19 protein-coding genes and 1 tRNA gene are annotated in these 20,079 nt (G+C 59.4%); 1 reads left to right on the plus strand and 19 read right to left on the minus strand.

Features of this window, described 5'->3' with window-relative positions; translation table 11 throughout:
- Positions 1-252 precede the first annotated feature (252 nt).
- The 19 genes from AC4BBN_RS15670 to AC4BBN_RS15760 form a co-directional block, all read right to left on the minus strand.
- Positions 253-1,218, minus strand: coding sequence for a dipeptidase (locus AC4BBN_RS15670; RefSeq protein ID WP_490592937.1), 966 nt, complete (start codon positions 1,216-1,218; stop codon positions 253-255).
- A complete protein-coding gene (locus tag AC4BBN_RS15675) occupies positions 1,215-1,982 on the minus strand; it encodes an ABC transporter ATP-binding protein (protein ID WP_490592938.1) in 768 nt (255 codons plus the stop codon). The genes AC4BBN_RS15670 and AC4BBN_RS15675 overlap by 4 nt, the downstream gene beginning before the upstream one ends.
- Complete coding sequence (locus AC4BBN_RS15680) at positions 1,979-2,818, minus strand: ABC transporter ATP-binding protein (RefSeq protein WP_490592939.1); 840 nt, start codon at positions 2,816-2,818, stop codon at positions 1,979-1,981. Before AC4BBN_RS15680 ends, AC4BBN_RS15675 begins: the two co-directional genes overlap by 4 nt.
- On the minus strand, positions 2,815-3,726 hold the full coding sequence (gene nikC, locus AC4BBN_RS15685) for a nickel transporter permease (RefSeq protein WP_490592940.1): 912 nt from the start codon (positions 3,724-3,726) through the stop codon (positions 2,815-2,817). The genes AC4BBN_RS15680 and nikC overlap by 4 nt, the downstream gene beginning before the upstream one ends.
- Positions 3,726-4,781 (minus strand): ABC transporter permease, encoded by a 1,056-nt coding sequence (locus AC4BBN_RS15690; protein WP_490592941.1) that lies wholly within the window; start codon positions 4,779-4,781, stop codon positions 3,726-3,728. The genes nikC and AC4BBN_RS15690 overlap by 1 nt, the downstream gene beginning before the upstream one ends.
- 5 nt (positions 4,782-4,786) lie before the next feature.
- Positions 4,787-6,388, minus strand: a complete 1,602-nt coding sequence (locus AC4BBN_RS15695) for an ABC transporter substrate-binding protein (RefSeq protein WP_490592942.1) — start codon at positions 6,386-6,388, stop codon at positions 4,787-4,789.
- 85 nt (positions 6,389-6,473) lie between these two features.
- A complete protein-coding gene (gene ddpX / locus AC4BBN_RS15700) occupies positions 6,474-7,037 on the minus strand; it encodes a D-alanyl-D-alanine dipeptidase (protein WP_490592943.1) in 564 nt (187 codons plus the stop codon).
- 136 nt (positions 7,038-7,173) lie between these two features.
- A tRNA-Pro gene (locus AC4BBN_RS15705) sits at positions 7,174-7,250 on the minus strand.
- Between the two features lie 26 nt (positions 7,251-7,276).
- A complete protein-coding gene (locus AC4BBN_RS15710; RefSeq protein WP_490592944.1) occupies positions 7,277-7,726 on the minus strand; it encodes a MerR family transcriptional regulator in 450 nt (149 codons plus the stop codon).
- A 161-nt stretch (positions 7,727-7,887) separates the two neighbouring features.
- Positions 7,888-8,226 (minus strand): integration host factor subunit alpha, encoded by a 339-nt coding sequence (locus AC4BBN_RS15715; RefSeq protein ID WP_490592945.1) that lies wholly within the window; start codon positions 8,224-8,226, stop codon positions 7,888-7,890.
- Positions 8,227-8,239: 13 nt separating this feature from the next.
- Positions 8,240-10,687 carry a phenylalanine--tRNA ligase subunit beta gene (gene pheT, locus AC4BBN_RS15720; RefSeq protein ID WP_490592946.1) on the minus strand — a complete coding sequence of 816 codons (2,448 nt, stop codon included), beginning with the start codon at positions 10,685-10,687 and terminating at the stop codon, positions 8,240-8,242.
- Positions 10,688-10,707: 20 nt separating this feature from the next.
- Entirely contained in the window at positions 10,708-11,760 is a 1,053-nt protein-coding gene (gene pheS, locus AC4BBN_RS15725) for a phenylalanine--tRNA ligase subunit alpha (RefSeq protein WP_490593636.1), read from the minus strand.
- Between the two features lie 107 nt (positions 11,761-11,867).
- Positions 11,868-12,227: a 50S ribosomal protein L20 gene (rplT, locus tag AC4BBN_RS15730; RefSeq protein ID WP_092758774.1), complete on the minus strand. Its 360-nt coding sequence runs from the start codon at positions 12,225-12,227 to the stop codon at positions 11,868-11,870.
- 26 nt (positions 12,228-12,253) lie between these two features.
- The gene (rpmI, locus tag AC4BBN_RS15735) at positions 12,254-12,457 is read right to left on the minus strand and encodes a 50S ribosomal protein L35 (protein ID WP_092758776.1); all 204 of its coding nucleotides are present in this window, start codon (positions 12,455-12,457) and stop codon (positions 12,254-12,256) included.
- A gap of 185 nt (positions 12,458-12,642) precedes the next feature.
- Complete coding sequence (gene infC / locus AC4BBN_RS15740) at positions 12,643-13,257, minus strand: translation initiation factor IF-3 (RefSeq protein WP_490593637.1); 615 nt, start codon at positions 13,255-13,257, stop codon at positions 12,643-12,645.
- A gap of 76 nt (positions 13,258-13,333) precedes the next feature.
- Entirely contained in the window at positions 13,334-15,241 is a 1,908-nt protein-coding gene (thrS, locus tag AC4BBN_RS15745) for a threonine--tRNA ligase (protein ID WP_490592947.1), read from the minus strand.
- A 266-nt stretch (positions 15,242-15,507) separates the two neighbouring features.
- Positions 15,508-16,512 (minus strand): L-glyceraldehyde 3-phosphate reductase, encoded by a 1,005-nt coding sequence (gene mgrA / locus AC4BBN_RS15750; RefSeq protein ID WP_490592948.1) that lies wholly within the window; start codon positions 16,510-16,512, stop codon positions 15,508-15,510.
- A gap of 11 nt (positions 16,513-16,523) precedes the next feature.
- Entirely contained in the window at positions 16,524-17,684 is a 1,161-nt protein-coding gene (galK, locus tag AC4BBN_RS15755; protein ID WP_490592949.1) for a galactokinase, read from the minus strand.
- Complete coding sequence (locus AC4BBN_RS15760; RefSeq protein ID WP_490592950.1) at positions 17,681-18,721, minus strand: UDP-glucose--hexose-1-phosphate uridylyltransferase; 1,041 nt, start codon at positions 18,719-18,721, stop codon at positions 17,681-17,683. Before AC4BBN_RS15760 ends, galK begins: the two co-directional genes overlap by 4 nt.
- A gap of 139 nt (positions 18,722-18,860) precedes the next feature.
- On the opposite strand from AC4BBN_RS15760, the gene AC4BBN_RS15765 reads away from it, so the two are divergent.
- Complete coding sequence (locus tag AC4BBN_RS15765; protein ID WP_490592951.1) at positions 18,861-19,880, plus strand: galactose-1-epimerase; 1,020 nt, start codon at positions 18,861-18,863, stop codon at positions 19,878-19,880.
- Positions 19,881-20,079 lie beyond the last annotated feature (199 nt).

The following is a 20,079-nucleotide window of genomic DNA, read 5'->3' on the forward strand; positions in this document are numbered from 1 at the left end:
GTGCTTGGACAAGGTGTGGGCGTGGCGGTGAAAGCAGTCGTCATGGCGATGTCTTGGGAGGGAGTATTGGCCTAGTGGTAAGACCAATTTGCATGGTTGCCCGTATTGTTGGTTTTGGGGCCCAAGCCTGCCAACCGGGTATTCCCCAGGCCAGGAAGCCAGCCAGCGTAGCTAGCAAAAAATTTATATAAAAACAGGCTCTAGTGCAGGTTGCACCTGCACCGGAAGCTACTATTTAAATAGCAAATCGAACTAATGCCAAACCTGTTGTGCCACGCGCAGCATGTTGCCGCCCATGACCAAGGCGGCCTCATCGCTACGCATACCCTGGTCCTGCAGAGCCTGGGCCAGCTCCTGCCAAGCACCAACCGGAACATAACTGGCGCGGGTGATGGCACGGTCATAGCCGATGGACGCCGGCCACCAGTAGCTGGGGTCGTAGTCGCCAGGTGGGTCGTCATTCAGCTCGGGCTGGCGAAAGCTGATGTCCAGCCCTATGCCAGCGTGCTGCACCCCCACCAGATTCGCCACGTACGCCGCATGCCGCGCCACGTCCTGCACCGATGGCGTCTGCGTACCCAGGAAAAAGGACACACCCGACACGCACACCACCCCGCCGGTGGCCGCGCAGGCGCGGATTTGTTCGTCGGTGATATTGCGGCCATGCTCCACCAGGGCCAGGGGGTTGGCATGGCTGAAGATCACCGGCTGGCTGCTAGCCGCCATGATGTCCAAGCTGCAGCGCCGCCCGGTGTGCGAGCAGTCCATCAACATGCCTGCCGCATTCACCGCCTGCACCATGCGCTGGCCCAGTGGCGTCAGGCCGCGCTCCACGTCATGGCAGCCGTCGGCCACGCTGTTGTTGCGGTTGTAGGCAAAGTGGATCTGGCGCACACCCAAGGCCGCGTACAGCGCCACCATGTCGGGCTGCTCCAGCAGCGGCATGGCGCCTTCCAGGTCGAAGCCTATGGCGATCTGGCCGCCGGCCTGGGCGCGCTGGATGTCGGCCACGCTGCCGGCCAGCAAGTAGCGGTCCGGTTGCGCGGCGATGCTGGTGCGGAAGCCGGCCAGCACGGACATCACCTGGCTGAGCGGGTTCATGTCCATGCCGACGTTGATCGACACGTAGTGCACGCCGGCGGCACGGAGCTGGTCTATGGGCTCAAAACTAGCCTGCGGGTGCAAGGGCAAACAGGCGTGGGATTCCCAATGGATCATGCGACAACTCCGGTTCGGCGAAAGCCACTGGAGGCCTCCATCAGTTGGCGGGTGTAGGGCTGGGCCACGCGGCTGGCCGCCAGGTCAGCGGCTGACAGCATCTCCACCGTCTGGCCGCGCTGCATCACCATCAGCCGCTGGCACAGGTGGGTGACCACCGCCAGATCGTGGCTGACCATGATGAACGTCAAACCCCGGCGTGCGCGCAGGGTCTCCAGCAGGTTCAGCACCTCGGCCTGCACGGACGCATCGAGCGCGGAAGTGGGTTCGTCCAGCAGCAAAATCTGCGGCTCCAGAATCAATGCCCGCGCAATGGCAATGCGCTGGCGCTGGCCGCCCGACAACTGGTGCGGGAAGCGAAAGCGAAAGCCCTGCCCCAGGCCCACATCCTCCAGCGCCTGGCCGATGCGTGCTTCGGCGTTGTCCATGCCGTGGATGGCCAACGGCTCGGCCAGCAGCCGGTCTACCGTGTGGCGCGGATGCAGCGAGCCGTAAGGGTCCTGAAACACCATCTGCACGCTGCGCCGGAAGGCCTTGCTGCCCGGCTGTGGCAAGGTGTCGGCACCCAGCAGCTGCACCGTGCCTGAGGCGCGCGGCGCCAGGCCGCAAATGGCGCGCAGCACCGTGGACTTGCCCGAGCCGGATTCGCCAACAATGCCAAAGCTCTCGCCAGGCTGGACAGCAAAGCTGGAGTCCGCCACAGCGACAAAGCCGTCAAAAACCACGCGCAGCTGGTCTACTTGCAGGCCTATGGAAGGGTTCATAGCGCCCACTCCGGCTGTCGGTCCAGCGTCGGCAATGGGTGGCGCTGCGCGCCCAGCTGCGGCAGGCAATTCAGCAGGCCCTGGGTGTAGGGGTGCTTGGCCTGGGCCAGATCACCTGCGCTGAGCTCCTCCACCACGCGCCCGGCATACATCACCAGAATGCGGTCGCAAAAGGTGGAGACCAAGCGCAGGTCGTGCGATATGAACACCAGGCCCATGCCACGCTGGCGCACCAGCCCGTCGAGTATGGCCAGCACCTGCAGCTGTACCGTCACGTCCAGGGCTGAGGTGGGTTCGTCTGCAATCAGCAGCTCGGGTTCGGCGATGAGCATCATCGCGATCATGGCGCGCTGGCCCATGCCGCCCGAGACCTCGTGGGGGTACAGGCGAAAGACGCGCTCGGGCTCGTCGATCTGCACTGCCTCCAGCGCGGCCAGCGCCTTGTTGTGCGCCTCACCTCGACTGACCGGGCTGTGGGCACGCAGGGTTTCCACAATCTGGTCGCCGATGCGCATCACCGGGTTGAGTGAAAACTTAGGGTCTTGCAGCACCATGGCAATGCGCCCGCCGCGCAGAGCGCGCCGCTCTTTAGCTGAACAGGCCAGCAGGTCTGTGCCATGGAAGGCCAGACGCTGGGCAGTGACACGCCCCTCCGGTGCCGTAAGGCCCAGAATCGCCCTGCCGGTCTGCGACTTGCCCGAGCCCGATTCGCCCACAATGCCCAGGCGCTCGCGACCCAGCGTAAAGGACACGCCCCGCACCACCTCGGCCCAGCCGCCATCGCGGTTGGGGAAGGACACGCGCAGATCGTCCACGACCAAAACAGGATCGCTCATTTGTGGCCCTTTGGATCTAGTGCATCGCGCAGGCCATCACCTACCAAGTTGAAAGCCAGGCTGACCAGGAAGATGGCCGCCCCGGGCGCCGCTGCCACCCACCATTGGTCCAGCACGTACTGGCGGCCATTGGCGATCATGGCACCCCACTCGGGTGTGGGCGGTTGAGCGCCCAGGCCCAGAAAGCCCAGGCCGGCCGCGGTGAGGATGATGCCGGCCATGTCCAGCGTGACGCGCACGATCACCGACGACATGCACAGCGGCATGATGTGGTGCAGCACGATGCGCCAGGGCGAAGCGCCTATCAAGCGCACTGCAGAGATGTAATCGGCCTGGCGAATGGTCAGGGTTTCCGCGCGGGCCATGCGTGCGTAAGGTGGCCAGGCGGTGATGGCAATGGCGATGATGGCGTTCTCAATGCCCGGGCCCAGCGCCGCTACAAAGGCCAGAGCCAGTATCAGCCGGGGAAAGGCCAAAAAGATGTCGGTGATGCGCATCAGCACCGCATCCACCATGCCGCCCGCGTAGCCCGCCACCGTGCCCACCAGCAAACCTATGGGTGCGGCTAGCACGGCCACCAGCACCACCACCTTCAGGGTGATGCGTGCGCCAAAAATCAGCCGCGACAAGATGTCACGCCCCTGGTCGTCCGTGCCCAGCCAGAACTGTGCGGACGGTGCCAGCAACCGCGTGGTGCGCAGGTCACCCACCGTGGGCGCATAGGGCGCCAGCACCGGCGCTAGCACGGCCACCAGCACCAGGGCCAGAATCGCCAGCAGGCCCAGCGCTGCGAGCCGGTTGCGCAAAAAGACGCGCCAGGCGTTATAAGTTCGCCCCCAGGCAGCCTGGCGGCGTGAGGCGGGGTGCTCGCTCATCAGCCAGCCGTGCCAGCGTTGCAATAGCTCCATCATCTACTCCGGGTGCGCGGGTCCAGCGTCTTGTAGAGCAGGTCCGACAGCAGGTTCAACGCGATAAATACCGAACCCACCACCAGCGTGCCGCCCAGCACCGCATTCATGTCGGCGTTCTGCAGCGAGTTGGTGATGTACAGGCCCAGGCCCGGCCAGGCAAATACGGTCTCGGTCAGCACCGAGCCCTCCAGAAGCCCCGCGTACGAAAGTGTGATAACCGTTACCAGCGGCACGGCTGCATTGCGTAAGGCGTGGCGCCAGATGATGCGCGCCTCTGACAAGCCCTTGGCCCGCGCCGCCACGATGTACTCCTGCGACAGCTCGTGCAGCATGAAGGACCGCGTCATGCGGCTGATATAGGCCAGCGAGAAGTAGCCCAGCAGCGAGGCTGGCAGCACCAGGTGCGACAGCACATTGGCAAACGCATCCCACTGCCCGGCCATGGCCGCGTCCAGCAGCAGCAGGCCTGAGACGTTTTCCAGGGTGTATTCAAAGGCCACGTCCACCCGGCCCGGCCCACCGACCCAGCCCAGCTTGGCGTAGAACAGCAGCAGGCCCATCAGCCCCAGCCAGAAAATGGGCACCGAATAGCCCACCAGCGCCATCACCCGCACCAGCTGGTCCACCAGGCCGCCACGCCGCACGGCGGCCCACACGCCCAGCGGCACACCTATGCCGGCGCCCAACAGAATGCCCAGGGTGGCCAGCTCCAGCGTGGCCGGGAATACATGGCGTATATCCTGCATCACCGGGTTGGAGGTCAGCACCGAGACCCCAAAGTCGCCACGAAGCACCTTGCTCATGTAGATCAGGAATTGCTCCCACAGCGGCTTGTTCAAGCCCAGTTCTTCACGCACCCGAGCCACGGCGTCGCCCGATGCATGGTCCCCCAGTATGACCAGGACCGGGTCTATGGGCATCACCCGGCCAATGAAGAAGGTGACCGCCAGCAGGCCCAAATAAGTCAGCACCATGGCCAACAAGAACCGGCCAGCAGCGTGCAGCCACCGCGATGTGCCCGCGCCGGCGGACACTTGTTTTGGCGCTCCCAAACCGACTAGCGCTTGCTAACGGTAAACATGTAGTTCGTGCCGAACGTGGGGCCCAGCTTAAAGCCCTGCACATTGCTACGCACGTTCGCCACCTCGACCTGCTGGTACAACATGATGAAGGGGCTGGTCTTGCGGAACTCCGCCTGCATATCTTCATACATCTTCTTGCGCTTGCCGGTATCGCGCTCCAGCACGGCGGCATCTGCCATCTTGTCGAGAGCGGGCACCTCCCAGGCATTGCGCCAGGCCAGGGTCTTGGACTTGGCGTCGTCGCTGTTGTCGGGGTTCTGCACAAAGGTGGCGTTGCTATGCGGGTCCCAGTAGTCAGCGCCCCATTGGCCAATGTACATATCGTGGGCACGGGCACGGTATTTGGTCAGCACCTGCTTGCCGTCGCCGGGAATGATCTCCACGTCAATGCCCGCGCGCTTGGCGGTTTGCTGAAAGGCTTCGGTAATGCCCTGCACCGGCTGGATGGTGCGCATATCAATGCTGACCTTGAAGCCGTTGGGCAGGCCCGCCTTGGCTAGCAAAGCCTTGGCTTTGTCCACGTCCAGCTTGTAGGGCATGTCCTTTGAGGCGCCCAGCAGGCCAACGGGCATGAAGTTCTGGTCGATGGCACCGATGTTCTTGATGAGGGTGTCGCCAATAGCAGCATAGTCCACCAGCCATTTCAGGGCCTCGCGCACTTCGGGCTTGGCCAGGTTGGGGTTCTTCTGGTTCAGGCTGATGTAGTACACCGTACCCTTGGGCGACGAAGTGCTCTTGATCTCCTTGTTGCTGGCCACAGCGGCGATGTCTTGCGGTGACAGGTTGCGCGCGATATCCACATCGCCCTTTTCCAGCAGCAGGCGCTGTGTGGACGACTCTTTGATGTGGCGGTACAGCACGCGGGCCATGGGTGTCTTGGGACCGTTGTAGTTGTCGTTGCGCTCCAGCGCTACGACTTCATTGGCGCGCCATTCGCGTAGTTTCAGCGGGCCGGAGCCTGCGTAGTGGGTCTTGAGCCAGGCATAGCCCATGTCACCCGACACCTCATTGGCCAACACCAGCTTTTTATCGACCACGGACGCCACATCAGCGGTAAGGCAATTCAATACGAACGACGGTGCATAGGCCTTATCGACCTCCATCGTCAGCGTGAGCGGACCGGTGACCTTGATCTTGTCCTTGACGTTGCCCTTGTTGAAGCCAAACTGCCCCAGGATGAAAGCCGGCCCCTTGTCCAAAATGACGGCACGCTGGAAGGAAAAGGCCACGTCTTCGGCCGTCAGCGGGTTACCCGAGGCGAACTTCAGCCCCGGTTTAATTTCGAAGCTGAAGGTTTTGCCGTCGGCGGAAATGCTCCATGACTTGGCAATATCAGACGCCAGCTGGGACGGGTCGTTCAGGTCCAGCCGCACCAGGCGGTCATAGATGTTGTTCGCAACTTCGCTGGCGGAAATCTCAAACAACTCTGCCGGGTCCATGGTGATGATGTCGTCGAAAGCAAACGCTACCACCAGGGTGTCTTTGGGTGTGGCGGCGATGGCCGTTCCTGCGACAACGGCAGAGGCTGCCAGCGCAACCAGGGCGCGGCGGGACAGAAGGGGTATTGAAAGTCGCATCAGTCGTTTCTCCGGTTGTAAAACAAGCTGTCAAACAAGGTGCATCCATGGTGCAAACACTACATCCACCCGAGCAAGAAGCATGCTAACGGTTGCGCATCGGACTGATGTCGCCGAGTGCCGCACTGTCGATCAAGGCGTAATGGTCAGGTAGCGCATAGTGCCACCACTCGTGGTCTATGTGTTCAAAGCCTGCGTCTTGCATGATTTTGAGCAACAACATGCGATTCGCCTGCGCTGCGGGCGAAACCTGCTCGCTGAAATGGTGGGACTGCACGGTCATATCGTCAAAGCCCGTGCCCATGTCTAACTCATGGCCTTCGGCATCCACCAGTGTCAAGTCGATCGCCGTGCCGCGCGTGTGGTTGGAGCCAATTTGCGGGTCGGCCACGTAGGCCTGGTCGGGGGCAGATTCCCACAGCAACACCTGCGCTTCGTGCGGACGGAAAGCATCAAAAATCTTCAACCGATAGCCCGCCTGCGCGGCCAGTCCTACCGCCTTGCGCAGACAGCGCTCTGCGTCACGGTGCAGTAGGCAATGGGGAAAGTCGTAAATCGGCCGGCCTGCAATGTTGTTACTGCTGGCATAGGCCAGCTCAATCACCACCCCGTGGGTTTCGGAGCGGACCGGGACGAGAGGATGTGGCATAGCGAACGCTGATTTGGCAAAGCCAGCAGTTTATAAAAATAAGTGCCGCACCGCTGATAACTGGGCGGCAAGCGCCCGATTCCCCAATGAGAAAAGCCGCTAAGGATTGCTCCTTAGCGGCTCTTATCGTTCGTAATGGTCGGTGTGAAAGGATTCGAACCTTCGACCCCTTGCACCCCATGCAAGTGCGCTACCAGGCTGCGCCACACACCGATCAAGCCTCGAATTATAGCCCGAATTCAGAGCACTTCTGAAAGCAGGTCACGAATTTCAAATAATTCTTGACGCACAGACAGGAGATGGTACGAAACGAGCTCGTCGCCCTCCAAAGGCACCGCATCTTCCAAGCGCTCAAACGACGATTCGGCTTCATCCAGGACATCCAGGCTTTCCAGAGCCGGCACATACTCGCGCAATTTCTCTCGGTCGCCACTCGCCCACTCTTGCAGCTTATTGCGGGCGCCACTGATTGTGAAACCTTGGTCGTACAAGAGGTCGCGAATACGCCGAATCATCAGCACCTCATGGTGCTGGTAATAGCGCCGATTGCCGCGCCGCTTCATAGGCCGCAACTGGGTGAACTCCTGCTCCCAATAACGCAAAACATGCGGCTTGACACCGCATAGCTCGCCAACTTCACCAATGGTGAAGTAGCGTTTTGCGGGAATGCTAGGAAGTAAATTTCCCATGGAAATCAAGAGGCTTGGATGAAGTTCAGAGTTAATCCACTAGGTTAACCCAAGTCTCATGTCGCGGAAAAAATACTTTCAACGGGCCGGATACCAGTAGTGACAAATATCACACGCGCTAACCAGCCAAGCCCAGAGGACAACGGCGTATTAAATCGCCGTCAACCCTGGATTTGCTCTTTAAGTTTGTGGCTGGCGTGGAAGGTCACAACACGGCGTGCATCGATTGGAATCGCCTCGCCGGTCCGGGGATTGCGGCCAGGCCGAGGTGCCTTGGTGCGAATTTGGAAGTTGCCAAATCCAGAGATTTTGACGTCCGTACCCTCGACCAGGCTGGTATTGACCAGGTCAAAAAAGGCATCCACCATGTCTTTCGACTCACGCTTGTTCAAACCAATCTGCTCAAACAGCAAATCGGCCAGTTGCGCCTTGGTCAGGGTCGGGGTCTCCAGGCTCTCTACCGCAATTTCCACGGCATTCTCCAGTGTGTCGTGTGGCATCAAACCGATTTCATCAAGCACGCAGACGCGCGCCGCATTGCATCACCAGCTGGGCCAACACCGCCTGCACCGAAGCATCGATCTGCGCCTCGGTCAGCGTGGCGTCCGGGCTGTTGAGAGTCAGGCGCAGGGCCACACTCTTCTCACCTTGCGTCAAGCCCCCTGCCGCCACCGGCTGGGCTTCAACCCCCTTGGGTGTGGGCTTGGGACGGTAGATGTCGAACACCAGGGTATCGCGCAGCAAACCGTTGGTTGCCGCCGCTTGCGCAGCAGCCAGCAAAGTCGCATGGGTCACAGCTTCGGCCACGATCACCGCAATGTCGCGCTCGACGGCCTGGAACTTGGCCACCGGCGTGAACACCGGGACAGGGCGTTGCAGCACGGCGTCCAAATCCAACTCAAACAAGATCGGTGCCTGGGCCAGCTCGTAGCCCTGGCGCCATTGCGGGTGCAATTCGCCGATGAAGCCAATCGCCCGTCCGTTGACCAGCACCCGAGCGCAACGTCCGGGATGCAAAGCAGGATGCTCCGCAGGTTCGAACTGGGCCTGCAGCGGCGCCAACAGCGCCTCCACATCGCCCTTCATATCGAAGAAGTCGGCGCCCTGCTCGCTACGGCCCCATTGCAGACGATCAGCAGCGCCATAGCTGATGCCGGCGACGCGCATGGGCTGGTGAAAGCCCGCCACCGTGGTGTCGGAATTCACCGCATTGGCATCGCGCAGGAACACGCGGCCCAGCTCGAAGACCCGGACGCGGCTGGCCTTACGGTCCAAGTTGAATTTCAAAACTTGTAGCAAAGAACCCAGCAAAGACGAGCGCATGACGCTCATTTGGCTTGCAATAGGATTAAGCAGTTGGATAGGATTGGGGTTGCCCGCCAACTCCTTCTCCCAGCGTTCTTCGACGAAGCTGAAGTTGATGGTTTCCTGGTAACCCAGACCGGCCAGGGCACGGCGCAAGGCAAACGGGCTGCGCTGCGCTTCGGGGCGAATTTTGGCGGTAATCGGCGCCAGCGGCGGCGTGGTGGGCAACTGGTTGTAGCCCACCATACGCACCACTTCCTCGATCAGGTCTTCTTCGATGGTCAGATCGAAGCGGTAGGGCGGCGGGGTCACGGTTAGCACACCATCGCCCTCCACTACCGGCAGACCGAGGCGCTTCAAGGCATCGGAGCACTGAGCCTGCGTCAGCGGCATGCCGATGACTTTGGCGGCGCGCGCCACGCGCAGAGTAACGGGTTGCGCCTGCGGCACATTCACCTGCACATCATCCATAGGGCCAGCTTCGCCGCCGCAAATGTCCAAAATTAGCTGAGTGATGCGCTCCAGGTGCTCCACCGTCTGGCTGGCGTCCACACCGCGCTCGAAGCGGTGACCGGCGTCGGTGGAGAAGTTATAGCGGCGCGAACGGCCTGCAATCGACTTGGGCCACCAGAAGGCGGCTTCCGCGTAGATATTGACCGTGTCGTCCGACACAGCGGTGGCGTCACCGCCCATGATGCCGGCCAGAGATTCAACCTGACGGTCATCGGCAATCACGCCGACCTTATCGTCCACGGTGACAGTGTTGCCGTTCAGCAGCTTGAGCTGCTCACCGGGGTGGCCCCAGCGCACATCGAGTCCGCCATGGATCTTGTCCAGGTCAAAAATGTGCGAAGGACGGCCCAACTCGAACATTACGTAGTTCGAAATGTCTACCAAGGCGGTCACGCTGCGCTGACCGCAACGAGCCAGGCGGTTCACCATCCACCGTGGCGTTTGGGCTTTGGGATTTACATTGCGCACCACGCGGCCAGAGAAGCGCCCGCACAGATCGGGGGCGCTGATCTTGACCGGTACGCGGTCGGCATTCTTCGCAGCAACAGCGGGAAACTCAGGGTTCAGCAACGGTGCACCAGTCAATGCGGCAACTTCGCGCGCCACTCCATAGACGCTTAAGCAGTGCGCCAGATTCGGCGTGAGCTTGAGGGTAAACAAGGTGTCGTCCAGAGCAAGGTGCTCACGGATGTTCTGCCCCAAAGGCGCATCGGACGCCAGCTCCAACAAGCCACCATGGTCTTCGGATAGCTTCAACTCGCGGGCCGAGCAAAGCATGCCCTGGCTTTCCACACCGCGCAGCTTGCCGACCTTGATAAGGAAGGGCTTGCCATCTTCGCCGGGCGGCAATTCGGCGCCAACTAGCGCACAAGGCACGCGGATGCCAACACGGGCATTCGGCGCACCGCAGACAATATTCAGCAGCTCAGCCTGGCCCACATCAACGGTGCAAATGCGCAGACGATCGGCATTGGGGTGCTGCTCGGCGGTCTTGATTTCGCCCACAACGATGCCGGTAAACGGTGGCGCGACGGGCTTCAGTTCTTCGACTTCCAGCCCGGCCATGGTCAGGGTCTCGGCCAGTTGCTCGGTGGTCAGCTCAGGGTTGCAGAAGGTGCGCAACCAGGATTCAGGAAATTGCATGGTCTAGTTCTGCTGAAGGTTTATTGAAACTGGCTGAGAAAGCGGATATCGCCATCAAAGAACAGTCGCAAGTCGTTCACGCCATAACGCAGCATGGTCAGACGGTCAGGGCCCATGCCGAAGGCAAAGCCAATGTATTTCTCGGGGTCCAGGCCCATATTGCGCACCACATTCGGATGCACCTGACCGGAGCCAGCCACTTCCAGCCAACGGCCCGACAACGGACCGCTCTGGAACTGGATATCAATCTCAGCGCTGGGCTCGGTGAACGGAAAGAAGCTAGGACGGAAACGAAGCACCAAATCATCGGACTCAAAGAAGGTACGGCAGAAATCGGTGAAGACCACTTTCAGGTCTTTAAAGCTGACGTTCTCACCGATCCACAGGCCCTCGCACTGGTGAAACATCGGCGAGTGTGTGGCATCGCTGTCAACGCGGTAGGTGCGGCCGGGCGCGATGACGCGGATCTCTGGCATGACCTGGCCTGCATCAATGGCGGCGCGGTGTTTTTTCACGTGCGTGACCGCATGGCGGATCTGCATCGGGCTGGTGTGGGTGCGCAGCAGGTTGGGTGCGGTGGCGGTGCCGCCTTCCACATAGAAGGTGTCGTGCATGGAACGCGCCGGATGGTCTTCCGGTGTGTTCAGCGCGGTGAAATTGAACCAGTCGGATTCGATCTCGGGGCCCTGGGCGACTTCAAATCCCATTGAGCCGAAGATGGCCTCGATGCGTTCCAGCGTCAAAGAGACCGGGTGCAAACCGCCCTGCCCGCGCTGGCGGCCTGGCAGACTTACGTCCAAGGCTTCGGCTTTCAATTGCAGGTCCAGCTCAGCATCCGCCAATGCTTTGCGGCGTGCCGTCAGAGCAGTTTCAATGGCCTGCTTGGCCAAATTAATGGAGGCGCCGCGTGATTTTTTTTCTTCTATGCTCAGAGCGCCCATGCCTTTCATCAACTCGGTGATACGGCCGGATTTGCCGAGAAACTGGGCCTTGGCATTTTCCAGATCGGCAGGCGTGCTCGCCTCCTGAAAACTGGTTTGTGCTGCACCGACGATTGCGTCCAACTCGTTCATAACATCTCTTGTCTTGAAATGACAAAGGGCTAGTGCTTTTTCAAGCTCTAGCCCTTGTACTACTTGCACAGACTGCTATTCAAAGAATAGCAGCCCAGCGTGGGGAATCAAGCAGCCAGACGGGCCTTGACTTGCTCCACGATGCTGGCAAAAGCCGCCTTGTCGTGCACAGCGATATCCGACAGCACTTTGCGGTCGATCTCGATGGCAGCCTTCTTCAGGCCATTGGCGAACTGGCTGTAGGTCAGACCGCATTCACGCGCAGCGGCATTGATACGGGCAATCCACAACTGACGGAACACCCGCTTGCGGGTACGACGGTCACGGTAGGCATATTGCCCAGCCTTCATTACCGCTTCTTTAGCGATGCGGTAAACATTACCGCGGCGACCGCGGAAACCTTTTGCAAGGGCGAGAACTTTTTTGTGGCGGGCGCGAGCCGTTACACCACGTTTGACGCGAGGCATGTATTTACTCCTTGTTCGTCGTTAAATTAAATGCCACGGCCTGGCAGCATCTGTGCCATGTGACCCATATTGGTCTCATGCACGGTTGCAGTACCACGCAATTGGCGTTTATTTTTGGTGGTCTTCTTGGTCAAGATGTGACGTTTGAAGGCGTGACCGCGCTTGACGGTGCCACCTGGACGAACGCGGAACCGTTTCTTGGCCGCGCTCTTGGTCTTCATTTTGGGCATTTAAATGCTCCTTTTCATTGTGCTCGTGAGGCGCCAGGAACCGATCCCAGACTTGTTGGCCCCGAGCCACTTCTTAATGAAAGGTTCTCACCTTCCACTTTTCAAAATGATGGAAAACCACCATTTTGGACAAAGAGGTTGCCCTCTCTGCAAACAGCCTGCAGGTAAACCTGCAAACCGAATTTTTAAGATGCCGCGACGGCCGGAGCAACTGCAGCTTCTGCCGCAGGCTTGCTAGAGCCTGGCTTTTTCTTGCCTGGCGCAATCATCATGATCATCTGGCGGCCTTCCAACTTAGGGAACTGCTCAACGATGATCAAATCCTGCAAATCCGTACGGATGCGCTGCAACAAAGCCATGCCGATTTCCTGGTGGGTGATTTCCCGCCCACGAAAACGCAAAGTGATCTTGCACTTGTCGCCATCAGCCAGAAAGCGCTTGATATTGCGCAGCTTGATGTTGTAGTCGCCATCATCGGTACCAGGACGGAATTTGACTTCCTTGATCTCGATAACCGTCTGCTTGGACTTCGCGTCTGCCGCCTTTTTTTGTTCTTGGTATTTGAACTTGCCGTAGTCCATCAACCGGCAAACCGGCGGATTCGCTGTGGCAACAATTTCAACCAAGTCCACATCGTACTCACCCGCCAAGCGCAAAGCTTCCATCAGGCTGACGATACCCAAGGGTTCGTTTTCAGGACCGGAAAGTCGAACTTCCGGCGCCATGATTTCACGGTTGAGACGGTGTTTGCGTTCTTCGCGGTGACGGCGGTCACGAAATTCAGTAGCGATGGCTCTAATCCTTCAAAATCAATGCTATAAATACTATAGCTACAACCGCAATCAGCGCGGGCGCTAAAGCTGCGTTCTATTAAAACTAAACTTTAGAGGCTATGTCATCTGCCACTTTGGACATGAAGTCCTGGAGAGACATGACTCCGAGGTCAATATTGCCTCGGGCGCGCACTGCAACGGAACCAGCTTCTTTTTCCTTGTCGCCTATTACTAGGATGTAGGGAAGCTTTTGCATCGAATGCTCGCGTATTTTACGCGTAATTTTTTCGTTACGTAGATCCAGTTGAACCCTAAGCCCTTGATTCTGCAGCATTTTGGCAATTTCGCGACAGTATTCGTCCTGAGACTCCGTGATATTCAGAATGGAAACCTGGATCGGCGCCAACCATGTTGGTAGCGCACCGGCATGCTGTTCGATCAAAATTCCGATGAAACGCTCCAGGCTACCCACGATCGCACGGTGCAGCATCACAGGGCGGTGGCGCGCGCCATCCTCACCCACATACTCGGCATCCAGACGCTCGGGCATATTGGGGTCCACCTGCATCGTTCCGCACTGCCATTCGCGACCAATCGCATCTTTCAGCGTGTATTCGATCTTCGGACCATAGAAAGCGCCTTCACCGGCCGAAATCTGGAAGTCGCAACCTGACGCCCGCAAGCCTGCCATCAAGGCGCTCTCTGCCTTGTCCCAACTTTCTTCGGAGCCAATGCGCTTCTCGGGCCGTGTAGCCAGCTTGTAAATGATGTCGGTGAAACCAAAATCCTTGTAGACCTTTTGCAGCAGCGTGGTGAAGGCTACGCACTCGGCCTGTATCTGGTCTTCGGTACAGAAAATGTGACCGTCATCTTGCGTGAAGCCACGCACGCGCATGATGCCGTGCAAGCCTCCCGATGGCTCGTTGCGGTGGCACTGACCGAACTCACCGAAGCGCAACGGAAGGTCACGGTAGCTCTTGATACCTTGCTTGAAGATCAGGATATGGCCCGGGCAGTTCATCGGCTTCAGCGCGTATTCACGCTTTTCCGATTCTGTCGTGAACATGTTTTCACGGTACTTGTCCCAGTGGCCAGTCTTCTCCCACAGCGTTTTGTCGATCACCTGTGGACCCTTGACCTCCTGGTAACCGTTGTCCTGGTAGACCTTGCGCATGTACTGCTCAACGCCCTGCCAGACAGTCCAGCCCTTGGGGTGCCAGAACACCAGGCCAGGAGCATGGTCGTCAATGTGGAACAGGTCCAACTCACGGCCCAATTTGCGGTGGTCACGCTTCTCAGCCTCTTCCAGCTGCGTCAGGTAGTTTTGCAGCTCGTCCTTGGTGGCCCAGGCCGTGCCGTACACGCGTTGCAGCATTTCGTTGTTGTGGTCACCGCGCCAGTAGGCACCGGCTAGCTTCATCAGCTTGAAGAACTTGAGCTTGCCGGTACTTGGCACATGGGGGCCACGGCACAAATCTTCAAATGCGCCCTCACGGTACAGCGACACATCCTCATTCACCGGAATGCTGGCAATAATTTCGGCTTTGTAATGCTCCCCCAGGCCCTTGAAATAGGCCACCGCCTCGTCGCGCGGCAGAACGCGGCGCACCACTGGCTCGTCTTTAGCAGCCAAGGCCGCCATCTTCTTTTCAATGGCAACTAAGTCGTCTGGAGTGAACGGGCGCTTGTAAGAGAAGTCATAAAAGAAGCCGTTTTCAATCACCGGCCCAATCGTGACCTGCGCATCGGGGAACAACTCCTTCACCGCGTATGCCAACAAATGCGCTGTGGAGTGGCGAATCACGTCCAGCCCCTCCGAATCCTTGGCCGTAATGATGGCTAGTGGGCTGTTTTCCACGATCTGGTAGCTGGTATCAACAACCTGGTCATTGATCTTGCCTGCCAACGCCGCTTTGGCAAGGCCGGTACCGATAGATGCAGCCACCTCGGCCACAGTGATCGGACCAGGAAACTCACGGACAGAGCCATCGGGGAGCGTGATTTGGATCATAGGAATTGAATAGGTAATCGGGGAAACTGGATTCACACAAAGCAAAAAGCGCGGTTCACAGACCGCGCTTTTTTCGTGTTGATAGCTTTTGGACGCCCAAGGCGCGCAGACAACGACCTTTAGGGGCTACTAAAAAATACCGGTGTAGTTCGCAGAGCCATCATGGGAGTGCCTTCAAAAAGCGTGTATCAACAAATATCTAAGCTGCGTATCTTATTCTATCGAATATGGTGCTGCAACCCATTCGCTGCGGAAACAACGTGCGGCTAAACGCTGCCGAGAATACGGTCAATGGCCGGAAAAACATGCGCATCCAGATGGGACTTTTGCATCGCGGCCACTGCGTCCAGAACCTGGGCGGGGCGGCTGGCGCCAATCAGCACCGAGCTCATACCCGGATGGCGCAGCACCCAGGCCAATGCCAGTTGCGCCAAACTACGGCCCTGCTCTTGGGCGAGTTGGTGCAATTGGCGAATTTGCGCCAACCGCTCGGACGTCAAATGCTCTGGTCGTAAAAACCCACCCGAACGCCCTGCCCGGGAATCCGCCGGAATCGCGCCGTCCAGATATCTGTCCGTCAAAAGCCCCTGTGCCAGCGGAGAAAAAGCGATGCACCCCACACCCTCGGCATCAAGGGTCTGCAGCAGCCCCTCCTCCAACGTACGGTTGAACATGTTGTAACGCGGCTGGTGGATCAAGCAGGGGGCACCCATGTCACGCAACACTCCAGCAGCGCGGCGTGCGAGCTCCGCCGGATAGTTGGACAAGCCCACATACAGCGCCTTGCCAGTACGCACCGTATGGGCCAGCGCACCCATGGTCTCTTCCAGAGGTGTATCGGGATCGGGCCGGTGATGGTAAAAAATATCTACATAGTCCAGCCCCATGCGCTTGAGGCTTTGGTCCAAACTGGCCAGCAGGTACTTGCGCGAGCCCCAGTCCCCGTAGGGACCTGGCCACATGGTATAACCCGCCTTGGTGGAAATCACCAACTCGTCGCGGTAGCACCCTAAATCGCTGCGCAGAAGTTGGCCAAAGCACTCCTCCGCAGAACCGGGCGGTGGGCCGTAGTTGTTCGCCAAATCGAAGTGGGTCACCCCGTGGTCAAACGCGCAACGCACGATGGCTCGCGCATTGTCCAAAGCATCTACACCGCCAAAGTTGTGCCACAGGCCCAGCGAAACAGCGGACAACTTGAGCCCACTGCGGCCACAACGGCGATAAGGCACTTGCTCGTAGCGATGGGGGTTGGGTTGGTAGATAGAGCTCATGGTTCTAATTTTTAGGCAATAGCACCTGCGCCCGCGCTCGGCAAGCATACGTAGACATCTCCCGGCAACCCGTTGGGAGATCGGTAGTGCGCGTCGACCACGGCGCACACGTCTGCCACCATGGCCTCAGGCAATAGCGCCACCACACAGCCACCGAAGCCACCACCGGTCATACGCGCCCCACCATGTGCACCGATTGCGTCCTGCAGCAACTTCACCAGTTGGTCAATGGCAGGAACTGTGATCTCAAAATCATCACGCATCGATGCATGCGACTCGGCCATCAGCACGCCCATACGCTGCAGGTCACCACGCGACAAGGCCTCGCAGGCGTCCAGCGTACGCTGGTTTTCGGTCACGATATGGCGAGCCCGGCGCAGCACCACGGGGTCAATTCCTGCGCTGTGGGTGTCCAGCATCTCGGGCGTGGCGTCGCGCAGCGCCGGCACGCCAAAATGGGCGGCGGCAGCCTCGCATTGCTGACGACGGATGTTGTAAGCACTCTCCACCAGACCGCGCTGCACGCGTGAATTGACGATCATCACCGCCACGCCGGCAGGCATGGGCACAGCACGGGCGTCCAACGAACGGCAGTCGATCAGCAATGCGTGGCCTGTCTGCCCACGGGCCGAAATGAGCTGGTCCATGATGCCGCAGTTGCAACCTACGAAGCGGTTTTCTGCCCGTTGGGCGATCAAAGCCATGTCCGTGGGTTGCAACTCAGTCCAGCCCTGCAGGCTTTTGAATGCTTGGGCAACGGCAACCTCCAACGACGCGGACGAAGACAGCCCGGCGCCTTGGGGCACATCCCCAGACAAGGCCAAGTCCGCGCCCTGTAAGGCCAAACCATGTTCCTGCAAGTATTTGACGACGCCCCGAACATAGTTGGGCCATAGCTCGGTGGCATGGGGCACGATGGGTGCATCCAGACGGAACTGGTCCACGGCGTTGCCATAGTCTGCCGCCACGACACGCACCAGCCCGTCGTTGCGCGGTGCAGCGGCGATGACCGTACCGTGGTTGATGGCGCAGGGCAGCACAAAGCCGTCGTTGTAATCGGTATGCTCGCCGATCAGGTTGACGCGCCCTGGCGCCTGAACAAACAGTGTGGGGGCTGCGCCAAAGCTGCTTTCAAATGCTGCTGTTACAGCCGCGATCAAGGCGGGATTCATGGTTGGGTGCTCAGGTAATGGGTATCGGATACGGCACGCAGTTTTTCTGCGGCCTGCTCAGGTGTAAGGTCGCGCTGCGCCTCGGCCAACATTTCGTACCCCACCATGAACTTGCGCACGGAAGACGAGCGCAAAAGCGGTGGGTAGAAATGGGCGTGCAGCTGCCATGGCCGGGCATCAGAGCTGTCGAACGGGGCTCCGTGCCAGCCCATGGAATAGGGAAACGAGCACTGGAACAGGTTGTCGTAGCGGCTAGTGAGCTTTTTCAAAGCCAGGGCCAGGTCTAGCCGTTGGGCAGCATTCAGCTGCGGTAACTGTTGCACCTCAAAGCGCGGCAACAAAAGCGTTTCGAACGGCCATGTCGCCCAGTACGGCACCACAGCCAACCAGTGCTCGGTTTGCACCACGGTCCGCTCGCCCAGTTGGGCTTCTCGTTCGGCGTAATCCAACAGCAATGCCCGGCCATGCTCCGCAAAGTAGCTCCGCTGCTGCGTGTCTTCCTTCAAGGCTTCATTGGGTAGAAAGCTGCTGGCCCACACTTGCCCATGGGGATGCGGGTTGGAGCAGCCCATGGCCGCCCCCTTGTTTTCAAACACCTGCACCCACGGGTAAGTCGCCCCCAAGTCTTCGCTCTGCTCAGCCCAGGTGGTGATGACATGGCCTATCGACTCCAGCGACAGCTCGGGCAAAGTCTTGCTGTGGTCGGGCGAAAAACATATCACGCGGCTAGTCCCACGCGCCGACATGCTGGTGAACAAGGCATCGGTGGCAGGCGGGGCATCAGGCACCTCTTGCATCAACGCTGCGTAATCGTTGGTGAACACATGCGTGTGTGTATAGGCTGGATTGCGCTCGCCGGTGACACGGGCATTGCCTGCGCACAAATAGCACTGGGCGTCGTAAGCCGGACGCTCTGCGGTGTCGGGTGCCTCTTGCTGCCCCTGCCAGGGCCGCTTGGATCGGTGTGGAGACACCAGCACCCACTGGTCAGTCAAGGGGTTGTGGCGGCGGTGGGAATGGTCGTTGCGGTCAAACATGGGATGAAACGAAATAGAATGCCTGGGAACCGATTAATCATCATACAAATGCAAAACTATGCACAGTGTAGCGCGCCACGCCATCAGTCCATCTGAGGGTAAACACGTTTAACACGCGGCAGTAGCTTGATCAGACACCATGCACGACACCCCCCCTACCCTTTTGCATCTGCGCAGCCCGGACGGGCTGAGTCTGACCCTCATGGACCTGGGCGCCACCTGGCTGTCATGCCAGGTGCCGATGCCCGATGGCACGCGCCGCGAGGTTCTGCTCGGCTGCCCCACGCCAGCCGCATACGCACAACAAACCGCCTACATTGGTGCCACCATAGGCCGTTATGCCAATCGGATTGGGCATGCCCGCATTGCCCATGCTGGCCAAACTTTCCCCATCACACCCAGTCCCGGTTCTCCTCACCAGTTGCATGGCGGACCCGACGGGTTTGACAAGCGCCGCTGGACGGTAGCCTCGGCCAACGACACCGAGGTGCGCTTCACGCTGGAATCTCCCGATGGAGACCAAGGCTTTCCCGGCGCATTGCAGACCCAAGTGCTGGTACGCCTGGTAGACGGGCTGGGTATTGACATGGAGTTCGAAGCACGCGTCAGCGCGCCCAGCCCGGTGTGCTTGACCAACCATAGCTACTTCAACCTGGACGCCGCGCCTGGCGATGCGCGAGCGCATACGCTGTCCATTGCCGCCAACCAATACCTGCCTGTAGACGATTCACTGATTCCACATGGCGAATTGGCTCCGGTGCAAGATACAGGTTTCGATTTTCGCCAGCCCAAGACCCTGGCAAAGGACTGGCTGAAGGACCCACAGCAGGCAGCTGGCGCGGGCTACGACCATGCGTTTTTGCTCGACCCCGTATGTGCCCAGATGCAGGTACCGGCTGCCATGCTGCAGGCCAGCGATGGCCGTCTAACCTTGCAGGTACACACCACGCTTCCCTCGTTGCAGATGTATGGCGGCCAGTTCCTCACCGGCGCACCTGACAGGGACGGAGGCGAATACTCAGCATGTGCAGGCATCGCACTGGAACCCCAGTTTCTGCCTGACAGCCCCAACCACCCAGAATGGCCCCAACCCTCGTGCTGGCTGCCGCCCGGACAAGTCTACCGGCACAGCATCCACTACCGATTCTCTGCCCGCTAAAGGCATCGCAAGCCCCCGCAGGTCCGACAGCGTCGCGGGGTAATTTCCTACACGGGCAGACGGTTTAGGCCGATGGTTGGCCATGGTCCCTGGTTTTAAAGTTCAGTCATCGGCTTGGTGCATTCACCCACCGCCAAGACGAACAACCAAGGACTTTCATGGCGCACCATAAAAAATCTACGAACACCATCCATGCAGT

The organism is Rhodoferax sp. SPJ21 (assembly GCF_058216335.1).